This is a genomic window from Psychrosphaera saromensis (assembly GCF_002954545.1).
GTDB lineage: Bacteria > Pseudomonadota > Gammaproteobacteria > Enterobacterales > Alteromonadaceae > Psychrosphaera > Psychrosphaera saromensis.
Genome location: NZ_MSCH01000003.1, coordinates 111,047 through 129,651, shown reverse-complemented (window position 1 = coordinate 129,651; position 18,605 = coordinate 111,047). Strand labels below are relative to the sequence as shown.

15 protein-coding genes are annotated in these 18,605 nt (G+C 38.0%); 7 read left to right on the top strand and 8 right to left on the bottom strand.

From position 1 onward, the window contains the following. From BTO11_RS00615 to BTO11_RS00595, 5 genes are all read right to left on the bottom strand, one after another. The gene (locus BTO11_RS00615) at window positions 1-1,461 is read right to left on the bottom strand and encodes a sigma-54-dependent transcriptional regulator (RefSeq protein WP_105050761.1); all 1,461 of its coding nucleotides are present in this window, start codon (window positions 1,459-1,461) and stop codon (window positions 1-3) included. 124 nt (window positions 1,462-1,585) lie between these two features. Then, entirely contained in the window at window positions 1,586-2,824 is a 1,239-nt protein-coding gene (locus BTO11_RS00610; RefSeq protein ID WP_105050760.1) for an FtsX-like permease family protein, read from the bottom strand. Window positions 2,825-2,832: 8 nt separating this feature from the next. Next, window positions 2,833-4,122 carry an ABC transporter permease gene (locus tag BTO11_RS00605; protein WP_105050759.1) on the bottom strand — a complete coding sequence of 430 codons (1,290 nt, stop codon included), beginning with the start codon at window positions 4,120-4,122 and terminating at the stop codon, window positions 2,833-2,835. 23 nt (window positions 4,123-4,145) lie between these two features. Then, the gene (locus BTO11_RS00600; RefSeq protein ID WP_105050758.1) at window positions 4,146-4,859 is read right to left on the bottom strand and encodes an ABC transporter ATP-binding protein; all 714 of its coding nucleotides are present in this window, start codon (window positions 4,857-4,859) and stop codon (window positions 4,146-4,148) included. Window positions 4,860-4,922: 63 nt separating this feature from the next. Further along, complete coding sequence (locus tag BTO11_RS00595) at window positions 4,923-6,191, bottom strand: efflux RND transporter periplasmic adaptor subunit (RefSeq protein WP_105050757.1); 1,269 nt, start codon at window positions 6,189-6,191, stop codon at window positions 4,923-4,925. Window positions 6,192-6,480: 289 nt separating this feature from the next. On the opposite strand from BTO11_RS00595, the gene BTO11_RS00590 reads away from it, so the two are divergent. Next, window positions 6,481-7,557: a hypothetical protein gene (locus BTO11_RS00590; protein ID WP_146105444.1), complete on the top strand. Its 1,077-nt coding sequence runs from the start codon at window positions 6,481-6,483 to the stop codon at window positions 7,555-7,557. A 93-nt stretch (window positions 7,558-7,650) separates the two neighbouring features. Further along, a complete protein-coding gene (locus tag BTO11_RS00585; protein WP_181135803.1) occupies window positions 7,651-8,091 on the top strand; it encodes a tetratricopeptide repeat protein in 441 nt (146 codons plus the stop codon). A gap of 207 nt (window positions 8,092-8,298) precedes the next feature. Here BTO11_RS00585 and BTO11_RS00580 read toward each other — a convergent pair whose 3' ends face one another. After that, window positions 8,299-10,407: a hypothetical protein gene (locus BTO11_RS00580; RefSeq protein WP_105050754.1), complete on the bottom strand. Its 2,109-nt coding sequence runs from the start codon at window positions 10,405-10,407 to the stop codon at window positions 8,299-8,301. 313 nt (window positions 10,408-10,720) lie between these two features. On the opposite strand from BTO11_RS00580, the gene BTO11_RS00575 reads away from it, so the two are divergent. From BTO11_RS00575 to BTO11_RS00560, 4 genes are all read left to right on the top strand, one after another. Further along, entirely contained in the window at window positions 10,721-11,089 is a 369-nt protein-coding gene (locus BTO11_RS00575) for a DUF3703 domain-containing protein (RefSeq protein WP_105050753.1), read from the top strand. An 18-nt stretch (window positions 11,090-11,107) separates the two neighbouring features. Continuing rightward, a complete protein-coding gene (locus BTO11_RS00570; protein ID WP_425319636.1) occupies window positions 11,108-11,425 on the top strand; it encodes an NIPSNAP family protein in 318 nt (105 codons plus the stop codon). Window positions 11,426-11,522: 97 nt separating this feature from the next. Continuing rightward, on the top strand, window positions 11,523-13,460 hold the full coding sequence (locus BTO11_RS00565; protein ID WP_105050752.1) for a HEAT repeat domain-containing protein: 1,938 nt from the start codon (window positions 11,523-11,525) through the stop codon (window positions 13,458-13,460). A gap of 2 nt (window positions 13,461-13,462) precedes the next feature. Continuing rightward, the gene (locus BTO11_RS00560; protein WP_229793375.1) at window positions 13,463-14,368 is read left to right on the top strand and encodes a prohibitin family protein; all 906 of its coding nucleotides are present in this window, start codon (window positions 13,463-13,465) and stop codon (window positions 14,366-14,368) included. Window positions 14,369-14,564: 196 nt separating this feature from the next. Here BTO11_RS00560 and BTO11_RS00555 read toward each other — a convergent pair whose 3' ends face one another. Next, on the bottom strand, window positions 14,565-16,793 hold the full coding sequence (locus BTO11_RS00555; protein ID WP_105050751.1) for a S9 family peptidase: 2,229 nt from the start codon (window positions 16,791-16,793) through the stop codon (window positions 14,565-14,567). Window positions 16,794-17,145: 352 nt separating this feature from the next. Between BTO11_RS00555 and BTO11_RS00550 the strand changes: the two genes are divergently transcribed. Next, on the top strand, window positions 17,146-17,757 hold the full coding sequence (locus BTO11_RS00550; protein ID WP_105050750.1) for a YbhB/YbcL family Raf kinase inhibitor-like protein: 612 nt from the start codon (window positions 17,146-17,148) through the stop codon (window positions 17,755-17,757). Between the two features lie 38 nt (window positions 17,758-17,795). Here the strand turns inward: BTO11_RS00550 and BTO11_RS00545 are convergent, their stop codons facing one another. Then, a complete protein-coding gene (locus BTO11_RS00545) occupies window positions 17,796-18,563 on the bottom strand; it encodes a tRNA1(Val) (adenine(37)-N6)-methyltransferase (protein WP_105050749.1) in 768 nt (255 codons plus the stop codon). Window positions 18,564-18,605 lie beyond the last annotated feature (42 nt).

Genomic DNA, 18,605 nt, shown 5'->3' with positions numbered 1-18,605 from the left:
CTATTTCCCCTGTACTTTTTCAAGATCTTGTTTAGCAACTTGTTTTTGTTGAGGTGCAGGCTTTTGTTGAGAATCAGGCTCCCGTTGAGATGAAGGTTCTTGAGTCAGTTGATGCTTCTCAATGCGTCTGTATAGGGCTTGGCGACTTAAACCCAGCTCACTGGCTGCTCTTGCTATCACCCATTGGTGTTTATCTAATACAGCTTTGACATGGGTTTTGTCATCTTCATTGGTACTGGTTGAGCTTGCAGTTGTTGATGTATAAGCTGTTAATTTAGATGCTTTTAACTTAGATGATTTGCTATCAAGCATAAAATGCTCTGGCAATAGAATGTCATCGCTGCAAAGTACCATGGCTCGTTGGCAGTGGTTTTCTAATTCTCGTACATTGCCAGACCAAGGTTGTTGAGTTAATAACTGAGCCGTTTCATCCGCCAATGTGTGGCTGCCAGATACAAAGTGCTGAGCAAGGGGAATAATGTCATCTTGGCGTTCACATAACGGTGGTAAGTTTAATTCCACAACATTAAGACGATAATATAAATCTTCACGGAATAGCCCATCTTGAATAGCTTGAACTAAGTTACTGTTGGTGGCGCTAATAACTCGCACATCCACACTTATGGTTTGGCTTGAACCCACACGTTCAAATTGTCCGGTTTGCAGCACTCGTAATAATTTCATTTGGCCAGCAAGAGATAAATTACCAATCTCATCTAAAAATAAGGTACCACCGTCGGCTGCTTCAAAACGACCTACGCGTGCAGCAGTTGCGCCTGTATAGGCGCCTTTTTCAGCACCAAACAGTTCAGCTTCCATCAGTTCACTGGCAAGTGCGCCCATGTTTACTTTAATAAAAGGATTGGCATGTCGTGGGGAGTGTTGATGAATATAGTCGGCAATACGTTCTTTACCACTGCCGTTGGCACCCGTTATTAATACGCTAATTTCACTGGCTGCGACTTTGTCAGCCATAGATATTAGTTGCTTCATTGGCAAGCTTTCTACAATAAATTGAGGCGTGTTGGTTTGTTGGTTGTTTGCTTTAGTTGCTTTGCTTATTTGATTTTTTACATTCTTAGATGACTTTAAGTTAATGTTCGCAGCAATCACTTCTAGTAATTTTTCGTCATTCCAAGGTTTAGGCAAATAGTCGGTCGCGCCTGATTTAACCAGTTCAACGGCAGTTTCTAACTGGCTCCATGCGGTAATGATAATAATGGGCGTGTTAGGTACTAATTCTTTTAATTGATAAAACAGTGATTTGCCTTCATCGCCAGAGGTTGTCCCTTGGCTGAAGTTCATATCCTGAATAATTAAATCTATCGACTGATTGTTAGCGGCGATAACGGCGTCTTTTACTGTGCTTGCAGTGACTACTTGGTAGTTATGCAAACTCAATAATAAATCCAGTGCATCTAAAATATCTGGATTGTCGTCAACTACTAAAACCCGCTTCATGTTTAATTACCTTGTTTTTGATGTGTCGCATTAGCGAGTTTAGTAAATGTAAAATGGCCGTTAACTGTGAACGGCCAATTATTTATTAGAGTCTCGTGCTCGAGTACCCAATTGCAGAACTCAGTTATAACGTTTTAGTGGCTATCACTGGTGATATCTTTGTTGTCTTATAGGCTGGCAACCAAGTTGCGAGAGAGCCTGCTGCAAATACTACGAATACAGCCAAAGCATATAACAATACGGTTGGTTTATCGATCTCAATAACCTGTGATAACGCAATATTTAACCCAATCATAGTCGCTATGCCAATAATGCTAGCACCAAAGTTAAGTAACCAGTTTTCACTAAATACATACAACATGACGTCTTTTTTACGCGCGCCAAGGGCACGGCGGATACCAATGAACTTACGCTGTTGGGTAACATGGAAATGAGCGTGAGCGAAACTACTGACAACCGTTACCACTATCATTAAAAATGACAGCATAGCAAACAAACTCGCTAGACCTGCATCTTGGCTGTAAAAGTCTTTTAATCGTTCTGGCATGCTTTCAACACGAAGTATGTCACGCTCAGCTTGAACCGATAAAATGGTGTCAGCTAATTTTGCTTGCACTTGTGCTACTTTTCCAGGCTCTACGCGCACAATATAATGCTGCTCAAAGTCTGGTTGTGAAAATAAAAAGTTACCAAACAAGCCAAAGGTTTTATCTATGCCTTGGCGGGTAGGGCTAATAATGAAATCTCGCGCTATTCCTACCACTCGGCCATTATTGGTTAACTCTCCAAGTGCTGACTTGTCAGGAAAAACCGCTTTAGCTAATGATTCTGTAAGGATTATATTCTGTTCAATTTCGCCACGTTTTCCTGTGGTATAAAAATCGGTAGTAATATCATCCGCATCGGTTAATGCTCGTCCTTCAATAATCTCGACCCCTAAATTTTCTAAGCCTATTTTACTGCTGTAAAACTGAGGTACATAACGTAATTCTCGGGGGGTTACAGTATCTTCAGGTGCGTCAGCTGCTCGTATGTTACCATTCCACCCACCTCGTTGAATTGGTAGTTGATTATAATGAGCTGCGCTAATAACGCCGTCCATTGCCGATATCTTTGCAATGTCTTGTTTGGTTATAGACTGATAATAATCCGTGTCTCGATAAGCACCTGACGTTGGCAACAAATCAACTGAAATAAGTTGCTCTACATCAAACCCTAATGGCTTGTTTAACTTTTCAATGGCTGAGTTAGTTAAGATTACAGTGTTAACCATTAAACCTATGGTTAGACTCAGTTGGAGTAATAATAGTCCTGTCGCAAACTTGCGCAGACGAAGTGCTTTTAATAATGCTTTGATATTCATGATAAGACCTACTTCAACGTCGTTGATAAAGGCGTTCTACAAGAACGGATTAATGGGTACAACATGCTTATAAATGAGGTAATTAGTGCAATACCAATTCCCATCAATATTAATGTTATGTCTATGTCGCTAGTTTGTTGAAGTGCTGGAAATAGAGTTATTGAAATTTGTAAAAACAACCAGCCAAATATTAAGGTCAATACCGCGCAACATAAGCCAATTAACATACTTTCAACCACGCCTTGGTAAAACACATCTTTTATTCTGGCACCGACAGCACGTCTTAAGCCTGTTTCAAATCTTGCGCTGTGATAACGAGCCAGTAATAAGCTACTGGCATTAAAAATACACACAGCTAAAAATAGTGAGCTGGCTAAAGCAAACGCTAACATGCGTTCATCAACAACTTTTTGGTGCGTAAGCCACTGGTTTACGTCTAATAAACGGTTGTCATTAGCGCGTAAAAATTCACCCTGTGCTTTTCTATATTGTGAGTAGTTATCTATGTATTCTTGCATTGCATTTTTTTGTTGCTGATTCTCTAGTTGAACAAAAGCCTGAATAAAGAAACCGTTTTTACCACGATTATCCGACACCGAATTAATACGCTCTGATGACATACTTCTTAGAGCAATAGCCCATTCGCTATCTAGTGCGGTTTCTATAGGTGCATAAATGTCATCGGTTTTTGCGAATTTTTGTCCAAATGATGCGTTGTAAAATAAAGGTTTTAATTCCCACGGTTTTAATACACCTACAATTTCAAAAGGCTTGCCGTCTATTTCAAGTACTTTACCTACACTGTTGCCCCCACCAAAAACTTGCTGATTAAGTGTGTCACCAATAACGATTTGTTTCGCGTAGTCTTGTTGCCAAACACCACCAAAAGCAAAAGGAGCATCAGTTAATGGAAAAAATTCAGGTGTTGTTGCGCGCACAACCGCTTGGTGACGAGTAAGGTTTTTGGAATTAATATCTCTTGTATAAACCTGTGATTGGTAATGCACCATAGTATGAGTTGCTATGTCATTTTTTAAAATATGCATAGCGTCGTCATAACGCATAATTTCAAGTAACTCTGCATCCGAGTTATCCAGTGGCCAAACATTAAGTGAGACATTAAATATTTTGTCACTTTTATGTGGAATAGGATCCGCTGACATGGATTTTATAATCGCGATATTCGCTAAAAAAACACCAACCCCAACCGCTAGGGTTGAGATCATTAATATAAAAAATAGTCGGTTACGGATTAAATTCCGCACGCTCAACTTTATGTAATAGTTAAACATTTCCATGATAATTCCTTAGTATTTAACCCTTAAACGCTAACAACAATTGAGGTATTGTCGTGACTTGGGGCATACACGCTGTGATCGGTAATTTGACCATCAATAACTTGTACGTTACGTCCTACAGCACGTGCTTGCTCAGGGTCATGCGTTACCATAATAATGGTGCTGCCTGCTTCGTTTAATGAATGTAATAATTCCATAACTTGGCGAGCCATTAATGAGTCAAGGTTACCCGTAGGCTCATCGGCTAATAATATTTTTGGCTCACCGGCTAATGCACGAGCAATAGCAACACGTTGTTGCTGCCCACCTGATAACTGGCTTGGTAGGTAGTTGGCTCTGCTGGCTAAACCAACTTGCTCAAGAGCATGAGTAATGCGGCGCTTTCTCTCGGCTGCATTAAAGCCACGGTAGCGTAATGGCATATCAATATTATCAAAAAGGTTAAAGTCGGGAATGAGATTATAGTTTTGAAAAATGAAACCAATTTTTTCGTTACGTAAACGCGATAGTTCGTCATCGTTAAGCCCTTTGATATTAACACCGTCTAGTTCATAAGAGCCTTCGTCAAAGCTATCTAATAATCCAGCAACATTTAAAAATGTTGATTTACCAGAGCCAGACGGCCCAGTTACCGCAACAAACTCGCCTTCTTTTACTTCTAAATTAAAGTCACGTAATGCGTGAGTTTGAATAGTGTCACTGCGGTAAATTCGGCTGATGTTCTTCATGTTAAGCATAATTTTATTCCTAATTTTTTTAAGTTTTGTTAACTAAATTTGGTTGTTCGTTTAAACGATTTTTTAATTTAATAAGATGGCTGGGTGAGCATCAAACTCTTCTGTAGATGAAATTATGATCTCATCTCCTGCATTTAATCCTGATATTATTTCAATAAATTCAACACTTTGTGAACCTATTGAGATTGGCTTTCTGTCAGCGTTATTATCAGTGATAACATAAGCTGCTTTACCCGCGTTACTAGCTAAAAAGCCTCCGCGTTTTACCATTAATACGTTGTCTTTTTTCTCAAATTCAATGCGCGCATTTAAGCGCTGATTTTGACGTAGTTGGATATCACTAATATCAGCGATAGAAACTCTTACTGCTACCTGGCTATTTTTAACTTCAGGGGAGATTGAAATCACCTTGCCTAATAGAGACTTACCAGAGATAGTGATTTGTACATCTAAGCCTAATCCTAAGTCATCGGCGTAGAATTCTGGGACATTTAGTTCAGCTTCGTATTGGCTTAAATCAACAATGGTCATAATTGATTGAGCATCAGTAACTCGTTCTTTCTTTTGCACTAACCAGTTACCCACTACACCAGTTACAGGCGCTCTAACATTCAGTAATTCAACACGACGTTGTAATTCGTCAACCACAAGTTGTTGGCTTTTAACAAAAAACGTACGAGTTTGGCTTTCAAAGGCTAAGCGTTTTTTAGATAACTCAACACGTTTGTGAGCATGTTTTAACAGCAATTCACTTTCAGTTTTTGTGTCACGTCTGGTGACTAGTTCTAGTTCGCTTATCACTTGTTTATCAAATGACAGTTCAGCACGAGTGAGCTCTCTAACACTGGCATTGTAAGTAATTTGAGCTGAGTCTAGGCTACGCTCTAAATCAAGTAACGCTTCGTTATCGCTTAATTCTCCACGACTTGCTTCTATTTTTAGACGCTCTAATGTGGCTGTTGCTTGTTTGACTGTAGATTGTAATTCAGGACTTAAAATAGTCGCTACTATAGTGTCCTTTTTAACTAAGTCACCGGGTTTAGCTAATAAAGTCACTTGGCCTGCTTCTGAGCTATAAAGTGTTGGTGCGTTGGCTGCCACTAACTTACCATTAACAGCAACATCTCTAATGAGCGTGCCTTTAAATACTTTTGCTCGGCTAATAGTTTGCGCATCAACACTAGGTACTCCACCCATCCATTGGCTTAATGTTGGTAAGCTAATCCAGATAATGGCAACCGTGATTAATAAGGTAATCATTATCTTTTTCCATGGTTTTGCACTTATGGTTTGGCTGATAACTTCATCTTGTCCGCTGGTATTGTTGATCATAATTTTTTCAGTCGTGTTGAATAATATATCTAAGGTATTGCCAGTGACGTGCCAAAAGATTAACCGTCTGTTTTATAATGTTTTTTTGTATTTTTATGATTTTTAAAGTGTCCGACCGGACAGTGGAAAGTGTCCGGAAGCTCAGTAAAAGTGTCCGTTTTTAATCAGTGGACAGTGAGTTTTGTAACTGTTTTTCTTACTTATATAATTGAGTAGTAATCAACATTTAATTATAACGAGTCTTGCAAGCAAACTTGTTATAACATGCTGTTTTACCTTAGGAGCGGTTATGAAGAACGTTATATTATTTTCCCTACTTATGAGCTTTGGCTCTGTGGCAGCTGACTTTGTTGTCACCACACAAAAAATATCAGAGGGTAATCGTTTTCAAGCTATTTCTATTGATGAAAAAGGTGGTTTATGGGTAAGCGGAACTAACTCTGCCGTTTATCATTCTGTCGACTCCGGTGAGTCATGGAGTGCGGTAAACACTCCTAATACAAGTAAGGCTTTACAGTTTAGAGATATCCAAGTGGTTAACGACACTATCATTTTAATGAGTGCAGGCGAAGGCGCTGACTCAAAACTGTATATGTCAAAAAATGCGGGCGAATCTTGGATATTAACTAATCAGGGTGGAAACAAGTCTACTTTTTATGATTGCTTTAGCATGTTAGATGACTCAACAGGTTGGTTATATGGTGACTCGGTCAATGAGAAGTTTTCTATGTTAAAAACCACGGACGGAGCAAAATCATGGAAAGCAGTAACCTTACCTTTTGCAGCACAAGAAGATGAAGGTGGTTTTGCATCGAGTGGCACTTGTTTAAATCATAATGATAAAGGTGACATTGCAATTGGTACTGGCAATGCTGAAACCCCACGGTTGTTAATCAAGAAAGCAGATCAAGCTTGGCAGTCAATTCCTTCTCCGTATGACGGTGGCGAAGCTGCGGGTATTTTTACCGTACAGTTTGATGAAAATAATTTATATACCTTTGGTGGCAGTTTAAAAACAAAAGAGGCGCCGGCGGTAGGTTACAAATATTCGTTAACTAAATCTAAATGGATGCCATTACCTGTATCGCCATTTAATGGCGCAGTTTATGGTTCCGCCATAACTGAAAAACATGTATTGATCACAAGCCCACAAGGGATTGCCGTGATGAATAAAAGTGAAAAATACACTGAAACTAGCTATGAAGACGCGAGTGCAAGTAGAACTACCACTAGCAGTAAAAACCTGCTTAAAGACAACCTCAGCTGGAAAAAACTATCAGACTTAGATATTTGGGCAATTGCTTGCTCAGATAGTCAATGCTGGGGTGTTGGTGCTAATGATGTTGTTGTGACTATTAGCTGGTAAGTCTTTGTTATAACTATGGCCAGTTAAAATTGGCATTAATATTTTTAAAAATAAACAGTAATGCAAATTGTATTGCTTAAAATAGAGTAAATCATGAATACAAAAATATATACACACGTACATTCTCTGGCAGAAGAGTTAATGGTCGCCGTACAGAAAAAAGATCAAGTTCGTTTTGATAAAAGTTATCAAGAATTAAAACAAGTGTGTGACGACAACGACAACACTGACAAAGATCACCCTGTTCAATGGGAAACTCTAGCCGACTTCACAGATGATTTAGAGCTGGCTATCACTATTTACGACAAAGCCTTAACGAAAGCTCAAGAGATAAATTCAAAAGACTTCTTGTCATCAATCGCTTATTCGACTGCATTATTAAAATTAGAACTAGGTGAGAAAGACAGCGCAATAGAGTATTTAGAGAAAGCTAAGGTAAGCAGCAATAAAATAGTTGATAAAGAATTAAAGGCAGAGATCCATGACTTGCTAATGGACTTAAAAGACCAAGAAACGGTTAATGAAAGTGAATAACTAGGTCGTCTTAATTTACCTGTTAGAATGAAAGTAAGAGCTAACAAGATAAACAGTCTCTAGTGAAATACGCTAGTTATTGTAAATAAAAGACATAAAAAAACGGCACATAAATCATTAGGTTTATGTGCCGTTTTCATATCAAGCATACTGTCATATAACATGTGCAACTATCGCAGTTACAAAATTATAGAACCTAACTTATTATTACATACGCGTGTAACGAGACAAGCTAGTGTAATCTGTAGCTGGGTCAAATAAGCATTGAAAGCTATCAGCTTTTACATTGATCAAATGACATGTGTAAGTTTCTTGAGTTGCTTCATTGAATTCTTGGTCACATGTATCACGAATTTGGTCGCTACCGTTAAGCTCTAAAGTATTACCTTTTTTAGCCCATGTGTAGTTTGATTCATATAAGTTACACGAGTTATTATCAGATTTAGACTCGTAATAACCTGTACCGTCAGCTTTTAAATCGTCAACAGTGGTACCTGTCCATTCACAATTTTCATCCATATATTCAACGCGGTATTTACCTGCAACTTCGTTACTTACCGCTAAAGGCTTATCCATACTTCCTGCATATTTTGTCACTAAGCCATCAGTTTCTACACTAGTAACCATGCTCATATCCATTTGTAAGCTGCTAAACATGTGAGCCATTTCATATTGTTCAGTACAAGTATCAACTCCGCCCATGTTAGACGATAAGCTATTGAATGTTTTTGAAGTGATTAGCTGTGAAATCTCACGGTAGTTAAATGCCATACTAAGTAAACCATTACTGTCGATTGACTCACTAGATTGTTCATTAGCAACTTGCTCAGATTTCTCACCTGAAAACACGACAAGATGTTTGCCTTTAATAGCGGCTTTTAACTCAATTGTTGGTGGTAGCATAGGCAAGTTTAATAGTGCTGGAGTGCCATCGTCAGATAAGTTTAAATCAGCGAAAAATGGTAACATTTTTGCCATATTTAATAATGTCGCAGGATTTTCAGTCGCAATGCTTGCAATAAAGTCTATACCTTGTGGTAGAGGACCATTTTCACTCATAGTGATATCAAACAAAGAAACACCAACGCCTTTAACGCCTTGAGCCATTGCTGTCATCATACCTAACATAGCCGGATTTTGTTCACGAGCCATGTATTGAACCATTTGTAATTCACTACAATTATATTCTGTGGTAGTTAGTTGCGTCCATAATGCGGTCACTGCCGGACCTATGTTATCTGCATTTACACCTACACCCATTGCGAATATTTTATCTTTAGATGTTGTGCTATGCATAGGTAAGTGACCTTGCATTTTTTGTAGTTCACTAACAACTGCAGTATTTGTTAACTCGAATGCCGAGTGCATATCAAACTCTATGCTGTTGCCATTAATATCATAAGATTGGTAACCCATTACAAAACGTGGCATTGAATCAGCAAGTTGACCATATTCAGTTTTACATTCAGCTGTTATGCTATTTTGGAATTGAGCAAACTGGTCTTGAGGTAAGTAAGTTATTAAGTCACGGCCTAGGCTGTTACTTTCAGGTGATAATATTGCTTGAGCAATCTGGTCAAATTGAATGAAACCAACCATACTGTCAGTGTAGCTGTAACGATTTTTTAAGTCTTTAACCGTTGAGTTAGTCGCTAATGACATTTCTGGTTTAACGATACCGAAACGGCGTTGCTTAGCCATTAAGTCATCTTTATTAGTTACAAAGGTGATAACCACATTACCTTCATGATTAGATATTGCTAAGTAAGCTTCATCTTCTTTATCATCGGCGGTTAATTTCCAGGTACGAGCTTTGAATGCACCTAAATCTTGCCATTCATATTGCCATTCACTGTTTTGTACTGCGTCTTCTATTAACGCATTAAATACGTCTTCATTAGAGACGTCCATACGTAGAACCGGCACTATACCATCACTATAGAAAGCAAAAGAACCTGTAAGTGACATACCACTAAATGCAGCAAGCTCGCCCATTGTTCCTTCACTAAAATCATTGTATTTATTCATTAAATGAGTAAAGAAACGAACTTTAGGTGAATTTTCTTGGTCACTATTTATTGACTCTAACAGCGTCTGCCAAACTTGTGATTGACTAGGCGAAGACGGCATAATTGGGTAGTCTTTTACAAATTCAGCGATTTCATCCGTAGAAGTACCACCGAAGTAATATGCTGTGTCTGCTGATATATAAGCTAAATTTTCGTTAGATTTTTGCATTGGTAACCAACCAGCATTCCAAGCGAGAAGCCCGCCAGATACCACAATAGCTGCAGTAAATAATGTCCATTTTTTCATGTAAAAAGTCCTAAATATTTTTTGAGAGTTTAGAGTTGAGTATTACGATCACGTACTGGATGTAAATTGACCGCATACTTTGTCTCTTTTAACCTTAAAAATCAATAGGGTATTTCCTAGTAGACTTTATATTCAAACCCAATAGTATTATCCGTCGCTCTTGTTTTAGTCATACAACCAGCTTGAGTTAATGATAAATAAAACCATTACTGGTATAACAATGGCAAGCACAATTAAGGTAAAAAATTACCTTTTCCTTCTTTAATTAGTTAGACGTTAAATTTATTAGAAGTTAAATTGTTCAGGGGCTAATATGAATTCCACATTTACCAAAAACATTAAGCCGTTTGTTGACGCTGAATTGCAATTAGCTTCTATTGCTTATTCTCAAGCTGACAAAGTTAACGCATTTAAGCACCTAGAGAATGCACACGTGATTGGTCAAAACTCCACATACTTACACGTTAAAGTACATTGTTTGATGTTTGTCTGGGCGCTAAAAGAAAGAAAACTTAAAGAGCTTTTGGGGCAAATTATGAGAATATTTGGTGCTGCAACAAAGACAGCTATAGGCTTAGTGCCAGAGGGAAATACTGGCGGCGCTAATGTCAGTCCTTTTAAGGTTATGCCTATCAGTACTGAACATGCTCATTATATAAAAACCGCAAAAATGACCAAATAACTAAAATAAGAAAGAGTAATGCCTGTGATCACTTGTTATCTTAATTACGTAATTGACCCATACAAACTGAAAGAGTTTGAGCATTACGCTAATCTTTGGATCCCGTTAGTAAATAAGTTTGGTGGTGAACACCACGGTTATTTTTTACCATCTGAAGGCGCTAATAATAAAGCATTAGCTTTGTTTTCTTTTCCAAGCTTAGCGGCTTACGAAGAATACCGCACAAAATCCCTGCTAGACGCTGAGTGTATGAGTGCATTTCAATATGCTGAAGACACTAAATGCATTTTAAGTTACGATCGTAGCTTCTTTCGTCCTGTCTTAGGGCAAAGTTAGGATAACAATAGTTTACTAATTGCGTTTAAATGACAGCGTTCAAATAACCTAACTCAAAAATAATTTAATTTAACCCATACAGCGGTAGGGAACACCAATGCGCAGTACTACTTATTTTGCTTCACTCTTTGCTTCATTTTTTACTTCAGTACGTTTTATCTCTTTTAGTACTGCTTATTTGCTTATCTTATGTAGCCTCAGTGCAGCCTTTACCGTTCAAGCTGCACCTTTTGAAGACCAAGCGACTCAAAGGGAACCTGTCATTATGGTAAAAGAATATACTTACCGCGCTAGTGAAAATGACTCAAAAGTCAGTGCCAGACGAGCAGCGTTAGAGCAGTTACAAAAAGCCGCGATAGAAGAGGTTGGAGTACACATACAATCGAGTGTTGTTAATCATGAGTCGGTTATCCAAGGTAAATTAAAGCAAGAGATGCAGCTTAATTTTAAAACTTTTTCTCAGGCACTAACAAAAACAAAAATATTAGATGAAAAGTGGAACGGCGAAACCTTTTATATTAAAGCAGAAATTGAAGTTGATCCTAACGGTATTACCAATGCAATGAATGGTTTATCTGCCAAACCTAAGGTAAACACTTGTGACGCTAATACTAACCAAGTAAAAAAATTAAGAAATAAACCCGCCAGTACAGAAAGAAATAAAATACTGGCAGAGTTGGCAATGAAAGCCAATTTTAATGACGAATGTAATGCTTGGCAGTACAGTGTTTTAAATACTCTTATTTATTATAAACAATATCCTGTAAACGGTTACCGAGAGTTTTTGTTTGACCAATTAAGCAAAATTAAATCAACTGAATTGTTAGAGCTACCAGCAAAGGCAATTCAGTATGCAATAAGTCAAAGCGGTAAGGTAACCAATGATGAATGGGCTATTACTTTAAAAGTAATGGTAAGTGCTTCGTATCGTTCATTACAAAATTTAGTTAGGGAAATCAGTTCGTTAGATACTAAAAGCTATAAAGAAAAAGTTAACGACATTATTGAATTAGTGGATGAACAAAAATTTAAAGATAAGACGCTTACTAAATCTAAAGTTACTCAGTTATTAATCTACCAGTCTTTCTCTACTTATAATAAAGATAATGAGCATAATCAATTCTCAGCTAACCTTTACCTGACTTACGCAGATGATTTAACTGATGTGAATAAAACTACAAAAAACGTGATTAAATTTTACCAGTGGGGACATTCACCAGTAGAGCGTGACTCAAATGAGCTTAACGCCGTGGAATTAGCTGACAAAGTAATGCATCACTTTTTAGATAATAATGATGTTGAAACCTTACCTGATAGCTCTAAAAGTTCGTTATACGAAGTGTTAAGACCTTTGATGAATGACAGAGTAAAAAAAGACGGTGTTGATTATCAATACCTTAATGACTTATTAAAAGACTACCCAGCAGAATTTACTTACTTAGTCGAATCTAGGAATATGCATGCGTCTTACAAAAATCTATTTTTACTTAAATATAATTTACCTGCTGTGAACGTATGTAAACCAGTTGAATGTACTAAGCAAAGTCGTAACAAAGATTTGAGTGCCAGAAAACAAGGTACTTACTTAGACTATTTAGTGGCTTATGGCAGCAGAGCGAGTTCGGCAGAGAAAGAAATTATTAAGCAATTTGAACGTCTACAAGCGTTGCATAAATCTGGTTACCGTTCACGTATAGAGTTAGCGTTTATAACTGTATTATCCAATATCAAAAGCACAAACCCAAAAGCTATTAACTTGATGTTAAAGACTCTACAAGAAAGCAACAAACAAGTTGCGGAGGCCGCAGTGGATGCATTAGCCGTTATTGGCAAACCTGCGTTTGAGGGAATGAAAAAAGCATATTCAAACACCAACAGCAAAGCTCAACAACGTATCATTGAATCTATCAGTAAAATGAAAGTATTTGATGGGCTGATTGAGTTTTTAAAAACGTTGCCAACACCAACCAACTCAAGTGTTAAGTATGCATTGGAAGATGCAATTGAAGCGTTAGAATTAAGAGTGGGTAATTAACAATGAAAAATAATATGAGTAATATTCAAAAAGGAAATGAAATGAAGAAAGTAAATATTCCAGTAAAAACAATCGCTGGCATTTTAGTTGGTGTGATTGGTGTTATGGGATCTATTTATACAGTAAATGAAGGCCATATCGGTATTGTGAAACGTTTTAGTGAAGCTAAGCAACAAGTTAACCCAGGTTTGCATTTTAAAATTCCATTTATCGACAGCGTTGAAGAAATAGAAGTAAGAACACGTAAGAACGAAGAAAGAATGGCATCAAGCACCAAAGAGCAAATGCCAGTTACTATCAGTGTTTCAGTGAACTGGACGGTGGATAAAGCAGCTGCGCTAGATTTATTTAGACAATACGGTGGTCTTACGCAATTTGAAAACCGAATTTTAGATCCTAGATTCCGTTCTGCCACTAAAGACGTTATTCCTCAATACGATGCTGAAAAGTTAATTCAAGACCGTGCTGGTGCAATCCAAGCCATTGAAGCAAACTTAATTGAAGAAATGAAAAGCTTCCCAGTAACGGTTGATAACATTCAAATTGAAGACATTAAATTGCCTGCAAAATACTTAACGTCTATTGAAACTAAGCAAACAGAAAAAAACCTTGCTGATGCTGAAAAACATAAATTAGCAAGACAAAACCTAGAAGCTCAGCGTGATGTTAATACGGCAAAAGCCAAAGCGGACGGTATTAGACTTGTAGCGATTGCAGAAGCGGAATCAATTCGTATTAAAGGTTTAGCAGAAGCTGAGTCGATTACCGCCAAAGCCAAAGCGTTAAACAACAATCCGTTGATCATCAAGTTAACAGAAGCGCAAAATTGGGATGGTAAGTTACCAGCAACCATTTTAGGCAGCGGTAATATGCCAATTTTGGATATGAGAGAAAAGTCTAATAAATAAAGCGGTTATGGAATTTAAAGCTTTAGGGGATGAAGCTGTAAGGCTGTAAGGCTTTAGGGTTGTAGGGAGATAAAGCGATAGGGCGATAAAGCGTTCCAGCTTCCAGCCTTAAAACCCTACAGCCCTAAGGCCCTAAGGCCCTAAGGCCTTCAAGCCCTACAGCCTTCAGACCTTATCGCCTTCCAGCCCTCAAACTTTAAAGATTCTTATCAAAATAGCGCACGATAGTTTTAGCTAAATGTAAGCCTGTCTTTTTACCACGAATACTATGTTTACTACCCGGATATGTCATCACATCAAACGGTTTACCTAGGTCTTGTAAGTGTTTAAATAACTTAGTTGAGTTGGTAAACAATACGTTGTCGTCCGCCATTCCATGATAAATCAACAAGTCACCTTTAAGGCCTTCAGCGTATTGGAATACGTTGCTGATCTCGTAGTCTTTATTGTTTTTACCAGGATGTCCGGCAAAACGCTCTGTGTAGTGTGTGTCGTATAAACCCCAGTCAGTAACTGGTGAGCCAGAAACGCCTACTTTATAAACATCAGAGGCTTTGAACATGCCCATAATTGTCATGTAACCACCGTAGCTGTGGCCATAAATCCCAATGCGATTTGGATCTACAAAGTCTAAGGTTTTAACGTACTCAATCCCCGTTAATTGGTCTTTAAGTTCAACGTTACCTAAATGCTTGTAAATTGGATCTTCAAACTTTTTACCACGATTAGCCGAACCACGATTGTCTAGGGTAAATACCACATAACCTTTTTGCGTTAAGTGTTGGAATAGGGCATTACGGCCACTCCAGCTATTGGTGATTTGTTGCGAACCTGGGCCGCCATAAACAAAGTTAATAACAGGGCGTTTACCTTCAAAGCCAACTGGCTCGAAAATACGGTAATACAAAGTTTGTCCATCTTCGGCTGTTAACGTACCAAATCTTGGTTTGATAAAGTCAGACTTGTACGGATAAAAAGGATGATCTTTATCTACTTTATTTTCTTCCATCCAAGTGATGTGCTGACCATTGGCTTTATGTAAGCTCACTTGCGTTGGCTGCATTATGTTGGAGTATGAGTCTAAGTAGATGCTGGCATCTTTGGAAAAGTTCACTCGGTGATAACCGTCACGCTTTGATACTCGGGTAATTACATTTGGCTTATTAAGGTTTACTTTATAAACTTGGCTTTCCAGCGGTGTGTCTTTACGGCCAGTGAAAAAGATATCGCCTGTTTTAGTGTTAACCGCTTTAAGTGCGTCGACAACCCAATCACCTTTAGTCAGTTGAGCAATTAATTTACCTTGGTAATCAAACTGATAAAGATGATGAAAACCATCACGCTCAGAGCCCCAAATAAAGCTGTTGTCTAAGAACTTTAACGAGTCATGAATGTTTACCCAGGTATCTGACTTTTCTTGAATAATGGTTTGTTGCTCTAACGAGTCGGCATTAACAAAACGTAATTCAAGTAATTGCTGCGTACGGTTTTGCCATTGGTAACTGAAGGTTTTGTTGTTTGGTAACCACTTGCCACGGGCAAGGTAAATGTCTTTGTCTGCACCCTTACCTTCAACCTGATCTTCACCAAGAGCAATCCAACGAATGTCGTCAGCTTTACCTGCAACATCCATAATACCTAATTCAATATTTACATTAGGCGTACCAGCAAATGGGTAACGTTGGTCAACTAATTTAATGCTGTCGGCGTATATTTCATTACGAGTCACCACTTTAACCGGAGACATATCAACTTTGGTTAATGCAATTTTAGACTCATCACCAGACCACCAGTAACCTGTCATGCGGTCTATTTCTTCTTGTGCTACAAATTCCGCCATCGCATATTTAATATCACCGCCACCAAGTGTGGTTAACGCTTTAGTTTTACCCGATTTAATATCAATAATGTACAGGTTTTGGTCGAGTACATAAGAGATGTAATTGCCTTTTGGTGAGAACTTAACGTCAGTGGCAAAGCCTTCTGAGTTAGTTAACTTAACGGCTTTTTTTGCAGCTAATTCATAATAATAAACATCACCTGCTAAAGGGAACATAAGTGCCTTGCCGTCAGCTGACCAGGTGTATTGCAAGATACCTTTGCCATAAATACGTAAACGTTCACGGCGGGCTTTTTCTTCATCCGACAAATTCTCTGAACCAGACATTAATGCTTTGGAGTCAACCAACATAGAACGTTTGCCAGACTCAACATTGTATTCCCATAAGTCATAACGATTGTAATCGTCAGTACGAGATTGAATGTAAGTGGCACGTTTTCCGTCTGGCGATACCGTTAGGTTTTTAGGTGTTTTACCAGATAACGAAGGGTCTGAATAGATACGTTCTAAGCTAATTTTTTCTGCCTGTGCTGTTGATGACAAAGCCATCAATCCAGCAAGCAAGGTACTGAATAATTTGTTCATTATTAATTCTTATTTTTGAGGTTATAAGACCATTAGAAAGCTAATTTTTACTATCAGTTCTAATTTGCAGTAGATAATGCCAGAGTAAAGCCAAGGATGAAATCCTCAGTAACAAAACTTGAGATAAAAAAGATGGATGATGGGATAAGGGGGGATAGGAAAAGTATATGAAAGCTGTCTTAGTAATTTATAAGGGCTAGAAATAATAGGGCAGGCATTCAAATTCGATAGTTTTTAACTGACGGTGTTTTTACTTTTTCTGGTAGGCTGTCTATTCATTGTATCTGTACTGGCTCTGAAATAGCTTTTAATCAGATCTAACTTGGTTCTTCTTTTAGCGGAGTAGTAAATAATGGGAAAAATCTCAGCGTTATTAATGACTACAATATGTGCTTTTGTCTTGAGTGCTTGTGTTAAAAACGATAATGAAGACCTTCATGTGGAAGGTTTTGTTTTAACGAGTTCTGCAATGACTAGCGGTGGACAGTTACCAATTACTTATACCTGCGATGGCGAAAGCGTTAGCCCTCCATTTTCTTGGGTTGGAGCACCTGAGTTGACACAATATTATGCGCTAGTCATGCATCATGATGCACCTGATGGAGTACATTGGTATTGGACTATGTATAATATTCCATCAAACAAGAGCCTGATAAACAGTGGTGAAATTCTAGGTGAAATAGGCGGTAATAGTGTTAATGATTTACTGCGGTATGCGCCGCCTTGTTCTAAAGGTCCTGGCGAAAAAGCTTACCAATTTACTCTCTATGCGTTATCGACTGCAGCTACAGTGAACCACGAAAAACCAGTAGATAGAGCCACATTGCTCGCAGCAATAAAAGGTATCACTCTTGGTGCAACGACTATGACAGTAACGTATACGCGTGATTCTAATAAAGCTGATGTCCAACCAAAAGACAGAGCCAAGCCAGAGATCAACTCCAAAGCAGAAGATAAAATTTAACTAAAAAGTCAGACAAACTTAATCTAGTTAAAGCAAAGTTACATCTTCAAATAGAACTCTTTACATAAGTTTATATATTCTGGCGTGTAATTTTGCTCTTGGTCTCTAATTGTCAAAGTGGATGTTGTTACTGTTTTATCCGCTTTTTGCAAATCTTCTTTTAAATCTTCTTTTAAACAGAGCAGCACTCGGCTCACCGATTTATTGGGTGTGGTTTTCACTAACAACTGTCTTGTCAGTGTTAAGCCAATATTCATTCCTAACTGGATAACTTTGTTTGCTTGTTCTGGTGGTAACACTAAATTAAATTCGCCACCTCTTGTTAGCAATTTATCGGCCGCGAATAACAGCTGTTCAAAACTCATGTGTTTGGTATGGCGAGCTAAATTTTTGTTTTGATCATCGCTTAATAACGAATCTTCAAAATAAGGCGGGTTTGAGATTAAAACATCAAAGCTTTCAGATTCAATTTTTTGTTCACGCTGCCAAGTTAAAAAGTCATGATGAATTAATTGTAAACGAGAAGACCAGGGTGACTGCTCAACGTTATATTTGGCCTGTTGGTAAGCATTTAAGTCTATTTCCAATGCGCTGATATTAGGTTTAGAGATTAATAAGTCAGTACGTTGTGCCAACATTAAGGCGATAAGCCCAGTTCCTGTGCCTATATCTAAAATATTTTTTGCATTACCTACATTTGCCCAGGCACCTAATAAAATGCCGTCAGTGTTTACTTTCATCGCACATTGCTGGTGCCAAATTGAAAATTGTTTAAAACAAAAGTCGGCAGGAGGAAAACTGGGCAAGATTAAGGTATCCGTCGTATAACTAATTCCGCTATAATACCA

Coding starts and splice junctions, on each gene's coding strand:
- BTO11_RS00615 (WP_105050761.1), bottom strand. CDS start 1,461: ATGAAGCGGGTTTTAGTAGTTGACGACAATCCAGATATTTTAGATGCA.
- BTO11_RS00610 (WP_105050760.1), bottom strand. CDS start 2,824: ATGAATATCAAAGCATTATTAAAAGCACTTCGTCTGCGCAAGTTTGCG.
- BTO11_RS00605 (WP_105050759.1), bottom strand. CDS start 4,122: ATGGAAATGTTTAACTATTACATAAAGTTGAGCGTGCGGAATTTAATC.
- BTO11_RS00600 (WP_105050758.1), bottom strand. CDS start 4,859: ATGCTTAACATGAAGAACATCAGCCGAATTTACCGCAGTGACACTATT.
- BTO11_RS00595 (WP_105050757.1), bottom strand. CDS start 6,191: ATGATCAACAATACCAGCGGACAAGATGAAGTTATCAGCCAAACCATA.
- BTO11_RS00590 (WP_146105444.1), top strand. CDS start 6,481: ATGAAGAACGTTATATTATTTTCCCTACTTATGAGCTTTGGCTCTGTG.
- BTO11_RS00585 (WP_181135803.1), top strand. CDS start 7,651: ATGAATACAAAAATATATACACACGTACATTCTCTGGCAGAAGAGTTA.
- BTO11_RS00580 (WP_105050754.1), bottom strand. CDS start 10,407: ATGAAAAAATGGACATTATTTACTGCAGCTATTGTGGTATCTGGCGGG.
- BTO11_RS00575 (WP_105050753.1), top strand. CDS start 10,721: ATGAATTCCACATTTACCAAAAACATTAAGCCGTTTGTTGACGCTGAA.
- BTO11_RS00570 (WP_425319636.1), top strand. CDS start 11,108: ATGCCTGTGATCACTTGTTATCTTAATTACGTAATTGACCCATACAAA.
- BTO11_RS00565 (WP_105050752.1), top strand. CDS start 11,523: ATGCGCAGTACTACTTATTTTGCTTCACTCTTTGCTTCATTTTTTACT.
- BTO11_RS00560 (WP_229793375.1), top strand. CDS start 13,463: ATGAAAAATAATATGAGTAATATTCAAAAAGGAAATGAAATGAAGAAA.
- BTO11_RS00555 (WP_105050751.1), bottom strand. CDS start 16,793: ATGAACAAATTATTCAGTACCTTGCTTGCTGGATTGATGGCTTTGTCA.
- BTO11_RS00550 (WP_105050750.1), top strand. CDS start 17,146: ATGGGAAAAATCTCAGCGTTATTAATGACTACAATATGTGCTTTTGTC.